The organism is Streptomyces sp. NBC_00988, assembly GCF_045162645.1.
GTDB lineage: Bacteria > Actinomycetota > Actinomycetes > Streptomycetales > Streptomycetaceae > Streptomyces.
Window position 1 is genome coordinate 3268240 of the sequence record NZ_CP108730.1, and the last position, 15031, is coordinate 3283270.

At 69.6% G+C, this 15031-nt stretch carries 10 protein-coding genes; 5 read left to right on the plus strand and 5 right to left on the minus strand.

Annotated features, from left to right (window positions below):
• Nucleotides 1-72: 72 nt before the first annotated feature.
• Nucleotides 73-3588: a methionine synthase gene (metH, locus tag OG496_RS14835; protein WP_399397317.1), complete on the minus strand. Its 3516-nt coding sequence runs from the start codon at nt 3586-3588 to the stop codon at nt 73-75.
• Nucleotides 3589-3969: 381 nt separating this feature from the next.
• Between metH and OG496_RS14840 the strand changes: the two genes are divergently transcribed.
• The 5 genes from OG496_RS14840 (at nt 3970) to OG496_RS14860 (ending at nt 9855) form a co-directional block, all read left to right on the plus strand.
• Entirely contained in the window at nt 3970-4743 is a 774-nt protein-coding gene (locus tag OG496_RS14840; RefSeq protein ID WP_327405271.1) for an IclR family transcriptional regulator, read from the plus strand.
• Between the two features lie 413 nt (nt 4744-5156).
• On the plus strand, nt 5157-5936 hold the full coding sequence (locus OG496_RS14845) for an MIP/aquaporin family protein (protein WP_405971178.1): 780 nt from the start codon (nt 5157-5159) through the stop codon (nt 5934-5936).
• An 83-nt stretch (nt 5937-6019) separates the two neighbouring features.
• A complete protein-coding gene (glpK, locus tag OG496_RS14850) occupies nt 6020-7558 on the plus strand; it encodes a glycerol kinase GlpK (RefSeq protein WP_327405269.1) in 1539 nt (512 codons plus the stop codon).
• A 9-nt stretch (nt 7559-7567) separates the two neighbouring features.
• Entirely contained in the window at nt 7568-9184 is a 1617-nt protein-coding gene (locus OG496_RS14855; protein ID WP_405971179.1) for an FAD-dependent oxidoreductase, read from the plus strand.
• Nucleotides 9185-9294: 110 nt separating this feature from the next.
• Nucleotides 9295-9855: an SMI1/KNR4 family protein gene (locus tag OG496_RS14860; protein WP_328684361.1), complete on the plus strand. Its 561-nt coding sequence runs from the start codon at nt 9295-9297 to the stop codon at nt 9853-9855.
• A 24-nt stretch (nt 9856-9879) separates the two neighbouring features.
• Here OG496_RS14860 and mtnK read toward each other — a convergent pair whose 3' ends face one another.
• From mtnK to OG496_RS14880, 4 genes are read right to left on the minus strand one after another with little or no spacing between them, the layout of a single operon-like run.
• Nucleotides 9880-11040: an S-methyl-5-thioribose kinase gene (gene mtnK / locus OG496_RS14865; RefSeq protein ID WP_405971180.1), complete on the minus strand. Its 1161-nt coding sequence runs from the start codon at nt 11038-11040 to the stop codon at nt 9880-9882.
• Nucleotides 11041-11062: 22 nt separating this feature from the next.
• Complete coding sequence (locus tag OG496_RS14870; protein WP_366495643.1) at nt 11063-12109, minus strand: ABC transporter permease; 1047 nt, start codon at nt 12107-12109, stop codon at nt 11063-11065.
• Between the two features lie 25 nt (nt 12110-12134).
• A complete protein-coding gene (locus tag OG496_RS14875; RefSeq protein ID WP_405971181.1) occupies nt 12135-13679 on the minus strand; it encodes a sugar ABC transporter ATP-binding protein in 1545 nt (514 codons plus the stop codon).
• Nucleotides 13666-14763 carry a substrate-binding domain-containing protein gene (locus tag OG496_RS14880; RefSeq protein WP_405971182.1) on the minus strand — a complete coding sequence of 366 codons (1098 nt, stop codon included), beginning with the start codon at nt 14761-14763 and terminating at the stop codon, nt 13666-13668. The genes OG496_RS14875 and OG496_RS14880 overlap by 14 nt, the downstream gene beginning before the upstream one ends.
• Nucleotides 14764-15031 lie beyond the last annotated feature (268 nt).

Sequence of the window (15031 nt, forward strand, 5' to 3'; positions counted from 1 at the left end):
ACCAGTGTACGACTTATCCGATCAGTGTGCTTGTTCGTTCCCTGCGCACACCCGATCGGCGTACTCGTCCGCTCAGCGCGCGTTGAAGTACTTCGCCTCCGGGTGGTGGATGACGATCGCGTCCGTGGACTGCTCCGGGTGCAGCTGGAACTCCTCCGACAGGTGCACGCCGATGCGCTCCGGCTCCAGCAGGGCGGCGATCTTCGCGCGGTCCTCCAGGTCGGGGCAGGCGCCGTAGCCGAGGGAGAAGCGGGCGCCGCGGTACTTGAGGGCGAACATGTCCTCGACGTCGGTGGGGTCCTCGCCGGCGAAGCCGAGTTCGGACCGCACGCGCGCGTGCCAGTACTCGGCGAGCGCCTCGGCCAACTGGACGGACAGGCCGTGCAGTTCGAGGTAGTCGCGGTAGGAGTTCGACTCGAAGAGCTTCGCGGTCTCCTCGCCGATGCGGTTGCCCATGGTGACGATCTGGAAGCCGACGACGTCGGTCTCGCCGGACTCCTCCGGGCGGAAGAAGTCGGCCAGACAGAGACGGCGGCCGCGGCGCTGGCGCGGGAAGGTGAAGCGGGTGCGCTCGTTGCCCTCGTCGTCCAGGACGATCAGGTCGTCGTCCTTGGACACGCAAGGGAAGTAGCCGTAGACGACGGCCGCTTCGAGGAGGTTGTCGGTCTGGAGCTTGTCCAGGAGGCCGCGCAGGCGGGGGCGGCCCTCGGTCTCGACCAGTTCCTCGTACGTCGGTCCGTCGCCCGCGCGGGCCTGCTTGAGGCCCCACTGGCCCTTGAAGAGGGCGCCCTCGTCCAGCCAGGACGCGTACTCCTTGAGCTGGATGCCCTTGATGACCCGGGTGCCGCGGAACGGCACCTCGGGGATCGGGTTGTCGACGGACACGTCGGAGCGGACGTGGCCCTCCTCGGGGCGCTCCTCGACCTCCACGGCCGCGCTCGCCCGCACCCGGCGCTGCTTGAGCTCGGGCAGCTTCGCGCCGGGCACGCCCCGCTTGACGCCGATCAGGGCGTCCATCAGGCGCAGGCCCTCGAACGCGTCGCGGGCGTAACGGACTTCGCCCTCGTAGATCTCGTGCAGGTCCTGCTCGACGTAGGCGCGGGTCAGCGCGGCGCCGCCCAGGATGACCGGGTAGTCGGCGGCCATCTTGCGCTGGTTGAGCTCCTGGAGGTTCTCCTTCATGATCACCGTGGACTTGACCAGGAGGCCCGACATGCCGATGACGTCGGCGCGGTGCTCCTCGGCGGCTTCGAGGATCGCGGAGACCGGCTGCTTGATGCCGAGGTTGACGACGTTGTAGCCGTTGTTGGACAGGATGATGTCGACGAGGTTCTTGCCGATGTCGTGGACGTCGCCGCGCACGGTGGCGAGCACGATGGTGCCCTTGCCCTCGGCGTCCGACTTCTCCATGTGCGGTTCGAGATAGGCGACCGCCGTCTTCATGACCTCGGCGGACTGGAGCACGAACGGCAGCTGCATCTGGCCGGAGCCGAACAGCTCGCCGACGACCTTCATGCCGTCCAGGAGCGTCGCGTTGACGATGTCCAGGGCGGGGCGGGTCTGCAACGCCTCGGCAAGGTCGGCCTCCAGGCCGTTCTTCTCGCCGTCGATGATCCGCCGCTTGAGCCGCTCGTCCAGCGGGAGGGCGGCCAGCTCCTCGGCACGGCCCGCCGTCCGGGACTTCGTGGTGGCGCCCTCGAAGAGGGCCATCAGCTTCTGGAGCGGGTCGTAGCCCTCGCGACGGCGGTCGTAGACGAGGTCGAGGGCCGTCTGTACCTCTTCCTCGGTGAAGCGGGCGATCGGGAGGATCTTCGAGGCGTGGACGATCGCCGAGTCGAGGCCCGCCTTGACGCATTCGTCGAGGAAGACGGAGTTGAGCAGGACGCGGGCGGCCGGGTTGAGGCCGAAGGAGATGTTGGAGAGGCCCAGCGTGGTCTGCACGTCGGGGTGGCGGCTCTTGAGGCGGCGGATCGCCTCGATGGTGGCGATGCCGTCGCCGCGGGACTCCTCCTGGCCGGTGCAGATGGTGAAGGTCAGGGTGTCGATGAGGATGTCCGACTCGTGGATGCCCCAGTTGCCGGTCAGGTCGTCGATCAGCCGCTCGGCGATGGCGACCTTGTGCTCCGGAGTGCGGGCCTGGCCCTCCTCGTCGATGGTCAGCGCGATGAGGGCGGCGCCGTGTTCCTGCGCCAGCCTGGTGACCTTCGCGAAGCGGGACTCGGGGCCGTCGCCGTCCTCGTAGTTGACGGAGTTGATGACCGCGCGGCCACCGATCTTCTCCAACCCGGCCCGGATGACCGGGACTTCGGTGGAGTCCAGGACGATCGGCAGGGTGGAGGCGGTGGCGAAGCGGCCGGCCAGTTCCTCCATGTCGGCGACGCCGTCGCGGCCGACGTAGTCCACGCAGAGGTCCAGCATGTGGGCGCCCTCGCGGATCTGGTCGCGGGCCATCTCCACGCAGTCGTCCCAGCGGCCGTCCAGCATGGCCTCGCGGAACTTCTTCGAGCCGTTGGCGTTGGTGCGCTCGCCGATCGCCATGTAGGCGGTGTCCTGGCGGAACGGGACCGTCTGGTAGAGGGAGGCGGCGCCGGGCTCGGGCTGGGGGTGGCGCTCGGTGGGCGAGGCCTCGCGGACCCGCTCGACGAGCTGGCGCAGGTGCTCGGGGGTCGTACCGCAGCAGCCGCCGACCAGGTTCAGGCCGTAGTCGTGGACGAAGTGCTGCTGGGCGTCCGCCAGGCCCTCGGGGTCGAGCGGGAAGTGGGCGCCGTCCTTGGTGAGGATGGGCAGACCGGCGTTCGGCATGCAGAGCAGCGGGGTGCGCGAGTGGCGGGCGAGATAGCGCAGGTGCTCGCTCATCTCGGCCGGGCCCGTCGAGCAGTTCAGGCCGATCATGTCGATGCCGAGGGGTTCGAGCGCGGTGAGCGCGGCGCCGATCTCGGAGCCCAGGAGCATGGTGCCGGTGGTCTCGAAGGCCATCGAGACGAGCAGGGGTACGTCGACGCCGGTCGCCTCCATGGCGCGGCGGGCGCCCAGGATCGACGACTTGGTCTGGAGGAGGTCCTGCGTGGTCTCCACGATCAGGGCGTCGGCGCCGCCGGCCAGCAGGCCCTCGGCGTTCGCCTGGAAGCCGTCGCGGAGGGTGGCGTAGCCGATGTGGCCGAGGGTGGGCAGCTTGGTGCCGGGGCCGATCGAGCCGAGGACCCAGCGCTGACGGCCGTCGCGGGCGGTGAACTCGTCGGCGGTCTCGCGGGCGATGCGGGCGCCGGCCTCGGAGAGTTCGTGGACGCGCTCGGGGATGTCGTACTCGGCCATCGCGGAGTGGTTCGCGCCGAAGGTGTTCGTCTCGACGCAGTCCACGCCGACGCCGAAGTACTCCTCGTGGACCGAGCGGACGATGTCCGGGCGGGTGATGTTCAGGATCTCGTTGCAGCCTTCGAGGTTCTCGAAGTCCTCAAGGGTGGGGTCCTGTGCCTGGAGCATGGTGCCCATGGCTCCGTCGGCGACCACCACGCGGGTGGCGAGTGCCTCTCGGAGCGCGGACACACGGGTCCGGCTGTCGGCAGAAGGGGTCAGTGGCGACGAGGCCATGAAGGGGCTCCCTGGAGTGCGACGGCTGTCGGCTTTGCGGCTTCCCCGGGAACCTCTCACGGAACTCCCCGGGGAGCGTGCACGTCGCCAGGGTAACGGGGTCGGGCCGAGGGATGCTCGAAGCGTCCATGGGGCGGACCGCGACGACGGGGAGACGGACCGGGGTGACGGGGGGCCGATGGGGGTGACGGGCGGGGCGACTGAGGTGACGGGCGGGGCAACGCCGTCTAGGTTCTCGCGACAAGTGACGCAACAGGAGACGTGACCGGAATCCGCCGACCATTAGCGGGAGGTCGGCATGGACCGGTAGTGTTCGACATTGCCGAACGGCGGCAGCGACGTCGCGCGTCGGCGGTCGAACGGGACGGAGGCAGTACGGCGATGGCACGGAACATCCAGTCGCTCGAACGGGCGGCCGCGATGCTGCGCCTGCTCGCGGGCGGCGAGCGACGGCTCGGCCTCTCGGACATCGCCTCGTCGCTCGGTCTCGCCAAGGGCACGGCCCACGGCATCCTGCGCACCCTCCAGCACGAGGGCTTCGTCGAGCAGGACGACGTCTCCGGGCGCTATCAGCTCGGCGCCGAACTGCTGCGCCTGGGCACCACGTACCTCGACGTCCACGAACTGCGGGCCCGCGCCCTGGTGTGGACGGACGACCTGGCCCGCTCCAGCGGCGAGAGCGTGCACCTGGGGGTGCTGCATCAGCACGGCGTCCTGATCGTGCACCACGTCTTCCGCCCCGACGACAGCCGGCAGGTCCTGGAGATCGGGGCCATGCAGCCGCTGCACTCCACGGCCCTGGGCAAGGTTCTGTCGGCCTACGACCCGGTCGCGCACAGCGAGGTCCTGGAGGCCGACCGCAAGCCCTTCACCGAGCGCACGGTGTCCGAGCTGGCCGACTTCGAGCACGTCCTGGACGTCACGCGCGCGCGTGGGTACGCGGCCGACGTCGAGGAGACCTGGGAGGGCGTCGCGTCCATCGCCGCCCCCATCCACGACCGGCGGCGCATGCCGGTCGGCGCGGTCGGCATCACGGGCGCCGTGGAGCGGCTGTGCCGGCCCGACGAGGACGGCGCGCTGCGCCCCGAGCTGATCGCCGCGGTACGGGACTGCGCCCGCGCGGTGTCGCGGGACCTGGGCGCCGGGCGGTTCTGACCAGCCCGGATCCAGCACGGGATCCTGTGCTGGAGCCACCCCGATTCACAGCGAAAAAGAACCGGAACGTCATGAGGACGTTCCGGTTCTAGTCGTACTCTGGATGACAAAGTCGGCCAAAACGCCAAATCACCACACACGGTGTCCATCTGATAGCCGTCCGCATCGATCGCGAGATCGATAGCCCACAGCAATCAATAACGATCGTGTTTTCGATAACAGCACTCTTGACGCGCCTGTAACCCCGGAGCAAGACTCCCGTCCATCGGTCGGCATTGTCGAACACCTACCGGCAATACGCGCTAGAGTGTGGCAACGCCAAAGGCCGATATCGCTCTCACCCCCGAGGGCGCACGAACCCCCGGCGGGACCCGGGGTTCGGCTTCCCTGGACGAAGGACAAAGGAGTCGCGGGTGTCCAGCTCCGACATCTTCATCGGCGAGACCATAGGTACCGCCGTACTCATCCTGCTGGGCGGTGGCGTCTGCGCCGCCGTCACGCTGAAGGCCTCCAAGGCCCGTAACGCCGGCTGGCTCGCCATCGCCTTCGGGTGGGGTTTCGCCGTCATGACGGCCGTGTACATCTCGGCACCGCTCTCCGGTGCCCACCTCAACCCGGCCGTGACGCTCGCACTCGCGATCAAGGACGGTGGCTGGGACAACGTCCCGATCTACTGGGCCGGGCAGCTGCTCGGCGCCATGATCGGCGCGACCCTGGTCTGGGTGGCCTACTACGGCCAGTTCCAGGCACACCTCACGGACAAGGAGATCGTCGGCGAGCCGGCGGCCAAGTCCGTGGAGGCGGAGGAGAAGGGCGCCGGACCTGTCCTGGGCATCTTCTCCACCGGTCCTGAGGTCCGCAACGTGGTGCAGAACCTCGCCACGGAGATCATCGGCACCGTCGTCCTGATCCTCGCCATCCTGACGCAGGGTCTGAACGACAAGGGCAACGGTCTCGGCACCCTGGGCGCCCTGATCACCGCGTTCGTGGTCGTCTCCATCGGTCTGTCGCTCGGCGGCCCGACCGGTTACGCCATCAACCCGGCCCGTGACCTGGGCCCGCGCATCGTGCACGCGCTCCTGCCGCTGCCGAACAAGGGCGGCTCCGACTGGAGCTACGCCTGGATCCCGGTCGTCGGTCCGCTGATCGGCGGCGCGATCGCTGCGGGTATCTACAACCTCGCCTTTGCTTAGAACCGGATGAGAACCGGAACTCCGAGCACTGAAGCAGCAGTAGAACCAGTCCTCATGACCACGGAACCCCTCAGGAGCACACAGTGACCGACGCGCACACCGCCGGACCGTTCATCGCGGCCATCGACCAGGGCACGACCTCCAGCCGTTGCATCGTCTTCGACCGGGACGGCCGTATCGTCTCCGTCGACCAGAAGGAGCACGAGCAGATCTTCCCGAAGCCGGGCTGGGTCGAGCACAACGCCACCGAGATCTGGACCAACGTCGAGGAGGTCGTCGCCTCCGCCATCGAGAAGGCCGGCATCACCCGCGACGACATCAAGGCCATCGGCATCACCAACCAGCGCGAGACGACTCTCCTCTGGGACAAGAACACCGGTGAGCCCGTCCACAACGCCATCGTCTGGCAGGACACCCGCACCGACGCACTCTGCAAGGAGCTGGGGCGCAACGTCGGCCAGGACCGCTTCCGCCGCGAGACGGGTCTCCCCCTCGCGTCGTACTTCGCAGGCCCCAAGGCCCGCTGGCTGCTCGACAACGTCGAGGGCCTGCGGGAGCGCGCCGAGGCGGGCGACATCCTCTTCGGCACCATGGACAGCTGGGTCATCTGGAACCTGACGGGCGGTGTGAACGGCGGCAAGCACTACACCGACGTCACCAACGCCTCCCGCACCATGCTGATGAACCTGCACACCCTGGAGTGGGACGAGAAGATCGCCGAGTCCATCGGCGTCCCGATGAACATGCTCCCGGAGATCCGCTCCTCCGCCGAGGTCTACGGCGAGGTCACCGGCGGCCGTCTCGGCGAGCTGCTCGGCGGCATCCCGGTCGCCTCCGCGCTCGGCGACCAGCAGGCGGCCCTGTTCGGCCAGACCTGTTTCGCCGAGGGCGAGGCCAAGTCCACGTACGGCACCGGCACGTTCATGCTGATGAACACCGGCGAGAAGATCATCAACTCCTACTCGGGCCTGCTGACCACGGTCGGCTACCGGATCGGCAATGACGCGCCGGTCTACGCCCTGGAGGGCTCGATCGCCGTCACCGGTTCGCTGGTGCAGTGGATGCGCGACCAGATGGGCCTCATCTCCACCGCCGCCGAGATCGAGACGCTCGCGCTCTCGGTCGAGGACAACGGCGGCGCCTACTTCGTGCCGGCCTTCTCCGGTCTGTTCGCCCCGTACTGGCGCTCCGACGCCCGCGGTGTGATCGCCGGCCTCACCCGGTACGTGACCAAGGCGCACCTCGCGCGTGCCGTCCTGGAGGCCACCGCCTGGCAGACCCGTGAGATCACGGACGCCATGACGAAGGACTCCGGCGTCGAGCTCGCCGCGCTCAAGGTCGACGGCGGCATGACCTCCAACAACCTGCTGATGCAGACGCTCTCGGACTTCGTCGACGCCCCCGTGGTGCGCCCGATGGTCGCCGAGACCACCTGCCTCGGCGCCGCCTACGCCGCCGGTCTCGCCGTCGGCTTCTGGACCAGCACCGACGACCTGCGTGCCAACTGGCGCCGGGCCGCCGAGTGGACCCCCAACATGGCCGCGGAGAAGCGCGACCGTGAGTACAAGAGCTGGCTCAAGGCCGTGGAGCGGACCATGGGCTGGCTCGACGACGAGGAGTAAGAACCCCACATGACCAGTCAGTCCACCCTGCAGTCCGTGCCTGCCCTCGGTACGCACCCGGCCTCCGGCTCGAACCCGAGCCGGGCCGAGACCCGGGAGCAGCTCTCCAAGGCGACGTACGACCTCCTCGTCATCGGCGGCGGCATCCTGGGCATCTCCACCGCCTGGCACGCCGCGCAGTCCGGGCTGCGGGTGGCCCTGGTCGACGCCGGCGACTTCGCCGGCGCCACCTCTTCCGCCTCCTCCAAGCTCCTCCACGGCGGTCTGCGCTATCTGCAGACCGGCGCGGTGAAGCTGGTGGCGGAGAACCACTTCGAACGCCGTGCGGTGTCCCGCCAGGTGGCTCCCCACCTGGCGAACCCGCTCACGTTCTACCTCCCCGTCTACAAGGGCGGTCCGCACGGTGCGGCGAAGCTCGGGGCGGGCGTCTTCGCCTACTCCGCGCTCTCCGCGTTCGGCGACGGCGTCGGCCACCTCCTGTCCCCCGCCAAGGCGGCGCAGGACGTGCCCGAGCTGCGCACCCAGAACCTCAAGGCCGTCGCCGTGTACGGCGACGACCAGATGAACGACGCCCGCATGGCGCTGATGACGGTCCGCGCGGCCGTCGAGGCGGGCGCGGTCGTCCTCAACCACGCCGAGGTGACCGGCCTGCGCTTCACCCAGGGCCGGGTGACCGGCGCGGAGCTGCGCGACGCCACCTCCGGCGACGAGTTCGGGGTGAGCGCCCGGCTGGTGCTCAACGCGACCGGCCCGTGGGTCGACCACCTGCGCAAGATGGAGGACCCGAACGCGGCCCCCTCCATCCGCCTGTCGAAGGGCGCGCACCTGGTCCTGAAGCGCACCTCCCCCTGGAAGGCCGCTCTCGCCACCCCCATCGACAAGTACCGCATCACCTTCGCCCTCCCCTGGGAGGACATGCTGCTCCTCGGCACGACCGACGAGGAGTACGAGGGCGACCCGGCGGACGTCTCGGTCACCGAGAAGGACATATCCCAGATCCTGGACGAGGCCGCGTTCTCGGTCCGCGACCAGCAGCTCTCCCGTGACCTGATCACGTACTCCTTCGCCGGTCTCCGCGTCCTGCCCGGCGGCCCCGGCAGCACGGCGAAGGCCAAGCGCGAGACCGTGGTGACCGAGGGCAAGGGCGGCATGCTGTCCGTCGCGGGCGGCAAGTGGACGACCTTCCGGCACATCGGCCGTACGGTCATGCAGAAGCTGGAGGCCCTCCCCGGCCGCCCGCTCGGCGAGGACTTCGAGCCGATCTCCTCCCTCCCGAAGAAGCTCCCGCTGCCGGGCGTCGCCAACCCGCGCGCGGTCGCCCACCGCCTCCTGGTCGACAACCCGGCGCCGGGCCCGCGCATGGCGGCCGACACGGCGAAGCACCTGGCCACGCACTACGGCTCCCTGGCCTTCGACATCGCCCGACTCGCCAACGAGAACCCGGAGTTGGGCCAGCGCGTCCACCCCGACGCCCCCGAGATCTGGGCCCAGGTCGTCTACGCCCGCGACCACGAGTGGGCGGAGACCCAGGACGACGTCCTCCGCCGCCGCACCACCCTGACGATCCGCGGCCTGGCCACCGACGAGGTGCGTGGCAAGGTGCAGGATCTGCTCGACAAGAAGTAGGCGCTACGGCTACGACGGCATTCGCTACGACGTGAAAGGGGCGGTTCCCTGCGGAGGGAGCCGCCCCTTTGGCGTGCCCGGTTGTCAGTGCCGGGTGTTTTCATGGGCGTATGAACAACGATCAAGCCTCCGCCGATGAACTCGCCGCGCTGCGGGCGGCGTTCGGCGTGGACGACGGCGGGGAGTCGGCGCTCGGCTGGGACGCGGTGCGCGCGTTCGAGGCGGAGCACGGGGTGGTGCTGCCGGAGCCGTACCGGACGTTCGTGGCGGAGATGTCGGACGGGTCGTTCCAAGGGCCGCCGGAGTACGGGCTGGTGGGGCTGGCCGAGCTGCCGGACGACTGGGGCGACGGCAAGGAGGACCGGGACCCGGGCAAGCCGTTCCCGCTCGCCGCAGGGTGGTTGTGGGAGGAGGACGACGGGCCCTACGAGGACCCCGACGCGGTCGTCGAGCAGGTCCTCAACCACGGCTCGATCGTGCTCGGGACCGACGGCTGCGCGATGAACTGGCACCTGGTCGTCACCGGCCCCCAGCGGGGGCACGTCTGGCACATCACCGATGTGGGCGCCATGCCGTTCGGCGCGGAGTTCGGGTTCACGACCTCCGCGCCGGGGTTCGCCGGCTGGGTGGCGCACTGGGCGGCGGGCAAGGAGTGGTTCGACGCGGAGTGACGCCTCCCGGCGAAGCGACATCCCTCAGACGAGCGCCCTGATGTGCTCCGGTGACGTCAGCTCCTCGCGCCGCACGATCAGTTCACGTCCCAGCAGCAACGTCCGCCGGGACGCCGGCGCCGGGTCCGGCAGGGTCGTCAGGTCGGTCAGGTGGGCGAAGCCGATGACGCGGCGGACGATCTCCGTGCCGGCGTAGCCGACCGAGTCGGTCCAGACGCGGGAGAGGAAGCGGTCGAGGTAGGTGTCGTCGAAGAAGATGTCGACGCGGGTCTGCCAGAGGCGGCGGAACTCGGTCTCGAACGCCGCCCAGGAGAGCCGGAGTTGGTCGGCATGGTCGGACAACGCGCCCAGCTCACGGGCACGTTCCTCCGACACCAGCACGTTGGCCCAGTACAGGCCGAGGTCGTAGCCGATCGGGCCGACGAAGGAGAACTCGGGGTCGAAGACCCGTACCACGGGGGCGCCTTCGCGCTCGCCGACCATGATGCTGCCGGTGTGCAGGTCGCCGTGGAGGAGGGCCTGGGCGCTGGTCATGAAGGTGTACCGGAGATCGGCGACCTCCGTGCGCAGGCGGGCGTCCGCACGGAAGGACGCGGCCAGGTCCGTCAACTCCGGTAGCCAGTGGTTGTGTTCGTGCTCGATGTACGGCTCGGAGAGCACGACGTCCTCGGTGATCTTGCACAGCTCGGGGCTCACCGAGGTCGCGATCAGTGCCTTGCGCTCGGCGGAGGCCATGCCGAAGTCACTGGTGGCGAAGGCGAGTTGGGCCACGAACTCGCCGATCCGCGCCGAGGTGTCCGGGCCGTAGGACGCGCCCTCGTTGAGGACCGTGCGCAGGACCTCCAGGTCGGACATGTCCTCCATGACGAGGGCGTAGTTGTCGGCGTCGTAGCCGTGGATCGCCGGGATCTTGTCGGGGGCGACCCGCGCGACCTGCTCGTACGCCCGGGCCTCGGCGTCGGCGCGCTCGGGGCTCATCGGCCAGGAGGGGCCGGCGACCCGCACCCAGGGCAGCGCCTGCTTGACGGCGAGGCTGTGGCTGCCGTCGGCGTTCGACGCGAGGAACACCCGGTTCATGTTGCCGTCGGAGACCTCACGGACGTGGATGTCGGTCACGTCCGCCCAGTGGCCGCGCTCGTGCAGGTAGGCCGGGATGTCGTCGGTCTCCAGGATGCGGTAGCCCATCGTACGAACTCCTCGAACTTCCTTATGCGGTGCGGCGCTTGGACAGGGTGAAGCTGAAGACCAGGGCGAGGATGAGGACCGCGCCCTCGACGACGTCCTGGGTGTAGTACGGCAGGCCCTTGATGGTGAGACCGGTGGTGATGATGCCGATCAGCACCGCGCCGAGGGCCGTGCCCCAGACGTTCGGGCGGCCCCGGCCGAGGACCGACGTGCCGACCAGCGCGACGGCGACCGCCTCCAGCAACTGCGACGTGCCGGCGGACACGTCACCCTGCCCGATGCGGGACGCCAGGATCAGGCCGCCGATGGAGGCGAGGACGCCGGAGAGGACGTAGGCGAGGGCCCGGTACGCGCCGACGCGGATGCCCGCCAGGCGGGAGGCCTCGGGGTTGGCGCCGATCGCGTACAGGATGCGGCCCCAGCGGGTGCGGGCCAGGAAGACCCATGCCACGACGGTCAGCGCGCCGAAGATCAGCACGGAGATCGGGATGCCGAGGAGGGTGCCGCGGTCGATGCGCAGGAAGCCGTCGGTGAACTTGCCGGGGGCGGTGCTGCCGTCGGACTCGGTCATGCCGGCGGAGATGGACTGGCCGTCGACCAGGATGAGTTTGGTGCCCTGGATGACGAACATGGTGCCGAGGGTGGCCAGCATGTCGGGGATCTTCATCACGACGATGAGCAGGGCGTTCAGCAGTCCGGCCAGCGCGCCCGCCGCGATCACGGCGAGGATCGCGACCGTGCCGACCTGGTTGTACGTCACCATCGTCTTCGCGGCGACGGTGACCCCGAGCCCGGCGACCGCGCCGACGGACATGTCCATCCCGCCGACGGCCATGGTGAGGGTGACGCCCAGACCGAGGATCGCGGCGACGGAGACGTACCGGAGGGTGTCGAGCATGGTCGCCGACTCGCGGAAGGAGCCCTCGCTCAGCGCGAAGTACAGGAACAGCGCGACCGTGACGAAGATGAACCCGTACTTGATGACGGCGTTCTGGACGAGCACGGCGGTGGAGACGGCGGGCGGGGCCAGTGCCTTCGGTGCGGCCTCGGAGCTCTGGGTGGTGGTCATCGGGTGCTTCCTGAAGGGGCCGGCATCACACGGACGCCGAGATGGTCTGGATCACGCGGTCGCGTTCCGCGTCTTCGCCGTACGCGTCGAGGTGGACCTCGCCTGCCGCCAGCACGACGACCCGGTCGGCGATCTCCAGCACCTCGTCCACATCGGCGGAGAGGACGAGGACGGCCGCACCCTCGGCGGCCAGCGCACGCGCCCTGCGGCCGATGTCGCGGCGGGCACCTATGTCCACGCCTCGGAACGGTTCGTCCAGGATGAGGACGCGGGGGGTCTCGGCGAGCCAGCGGCCGACGACGACCTTCTGCTGGTTGCCGCCGGAGAGCTCCTCCACCGTGCTGTGCTCGTCGCGGGCGATAACGCCGAGGGCATCGATCGTCTCGCGGCCCAGGGCGTCCTCCCTCGCCGTGTTCACCAACCCCGCCCGGGACAGGGACTTGAGGAACGGCAGCGAGATGTTCTGGGCCACCGACCAGCCGGGGACCAGTGCGTCGGCGTGCCGGTCCTCGGGGACGAGGTGGACGCCGGCGCGGATCGCCTCGGACGGGCGGCGGGGGGCGTACGGCTTGCCGTCGAGTTCGACCTTGCCGGTGGGGAAGGGCTCGGCGCCGAACAGACCCCGGGCCAGTTCCGTCTTGCCGGCGCCCAACAGGCCTACGACGCCGGTGACTTCGCCGGCGCGCAGGTCCAGGTCGAGGGGCGCGCGGCCCTCGAAGAGGTGGACGCCGTGCAGGGCGAGGACGACGTCCCCGTGCGCCCCGCTGCGCTGCGGGCGGGCGCTCGTCGCCTCGTGGGCCTGGGCGAGCATCGCGCGCAGGGCGCTGTCCCAGTCGAAGGGCTTGACCTGGTCGTCGGTGAGACCGCCGTCCCGCAGGACGACCAGGCGGTCGGCGAGCGCGTCGATCTCGCCGAGGCGGTGGGAGACGTAGAGGACCGCGATGCCGTCGTCGCGCATCTTCTCGACGAGGGCGAAGAGCCGCTCGGCCTCGGCGGCGGAGAGTGCCGAGGTCGGTTCGTCGAGGATGAGCAGCCGGGGGCGGGTGGCGAGGGCGCGGGCCAGGATGAGCAACTGGCGGTCGGAGATGCCCAGTTCGGTGACGTCGCGGCGCAACACGGCGTCGCTCCAGCCGAGTCCGAGCGCGGCCTGGATCTCGCGGGCGCGGGCCAGGACGCGGCGGCCGTTGAGGAACGGGTTGCCGCGGCGCTGGGCCAGCTCCTCGAAGACCAGGTTCTCGGCGACCGTGAGGCCGGGCACGATGCCCTCGCCGATCCGCTGGTGGACCGTCTGGATGCCCAACTGCCGGGCGGCCGACGGGGATCGGAGAGCTGCGGGTTCCCCTGCGACCCGCACCTCCCCGCCGTGGTCCGTGTGCACGCCCGACAGGATCTTGATCAGCGTGGACTTGCCCGCGCCGTTGGCGCCGAGCAGCGCGACCACGCTGCCCGGTGCGATGTCGAGCGAGACGGACGCCAGTACCGTCTTGCCGCCGAAGGCCATGCTGACGTCGCGGAGGCTGACCGCGGCGTCGACGGCCGTCACCTCAACTGCCTTGTCAGTGGGCGACATTGGGGATCCAGTCCGCGGTGCTCACCTTGGAGAGGTTCAGGGCGGGCAGGGCCGCGCGCAGCTGGTCCATGTTCGCGATCTTGTTCTTGCGCAGGAAGTCCTGGGTGATGGCGACGGCCGGGAAGTCGACGGAGGTCTTGTTCAACTGCCCTGCCAGTTCAAGGGCGGCCGTACGGACGACGGCCGCGCCGACCGCCGACGGGTCGGTGCCGGCGGTGGCGACCCACGGGCTGTTCGCGGCGGTCATGTTCTGGATGTCGGCGTTGGAGACGTCCGCGCCGAACACCTTCACCTTGCTCTGCAGCTTCTTGTTCTGCACGGCAAGGACGGTGCCCTTGGCCAGCTCGTCGTAGGGGGCGAACACGCCCGCCACGTCGGAGTGTTGGGTCAGCGCGGCGGACACCAGCGGCACGTTGTCCGTGGCCGTGGAGTCGGTGACCTTGCCGACCTTGAACTGCTGCTTCCAGCCGTTGGCGTCGACTGCGGTCTTCCAGACGGAGTTGCGCTTGTCGAGGGCCGCGTAGCCGGCCACGTTGACGTAACCGACCTTCGCGTTCTTGCCGACCGTCTTGGCCATCACGTCGAGGACGGCCTTCGCCATGCTCGCGTCGTCCTGCTCGGTGCTGACCACGGACTTGTTGGTCTGGTCGACGTCGTAGACGACGACCTTGATGCCCTTCTTCACGGCCTGGTCGATCTCGGGCTGGATCGTCGAGGGGAAGCCGTGGTCGACGATGATCGCCTGCGCGCCGGAGTTGATCGCCGAGGACAGGTCGGTGGCCTGCTTGGCGTTGTCGGCCTGCGCGTCGTACACCGTCAGGTCGATGCCGAGGGCCTTGGCCTGCGCCTTCGCGCCGTTGCCCCACTGCTCGAAGTAGTCGCCGGCCCCGCTCTGCCGCACGAGCGCCACCTTGACCGTGCCCTTGCTGAAGGGCGCCGGCTTCTTGCCCGTGGCGGCCGACGCCGAGGCGGCGGTGTCGTCGCTGCTCTTCGAGGCGTCCGTGGACTGCGAGCAGCCCGCCAGCAGAAGGGCGGAGACGGAGGCCAGCGAGAGCGCGGCGAGGGGGACGCGGGTACGGGACATAAGGGGCTCCAGGTGCGGGGTACTGCCGAGATGAGAGCGAGAGGGGAGAAGGACGGAGTGCTCACCCGGAGCAGGGGGCGAAAACGCGCCATCGCGCGAAGCGTGCGCCACCGCACGAGCGGCGGGACAGGCGGCGGACGGCCCGCGATGCGGGGCGTGCCGATGGCTCCGGGTGTGGTCAGCGACAGCTGGCTGTGGTCGACCGGAGCAAGTCCACGTACAGCCGCCGCACGAGCAGCAGCGTCTTCATAAGGAGATCATGAGAATG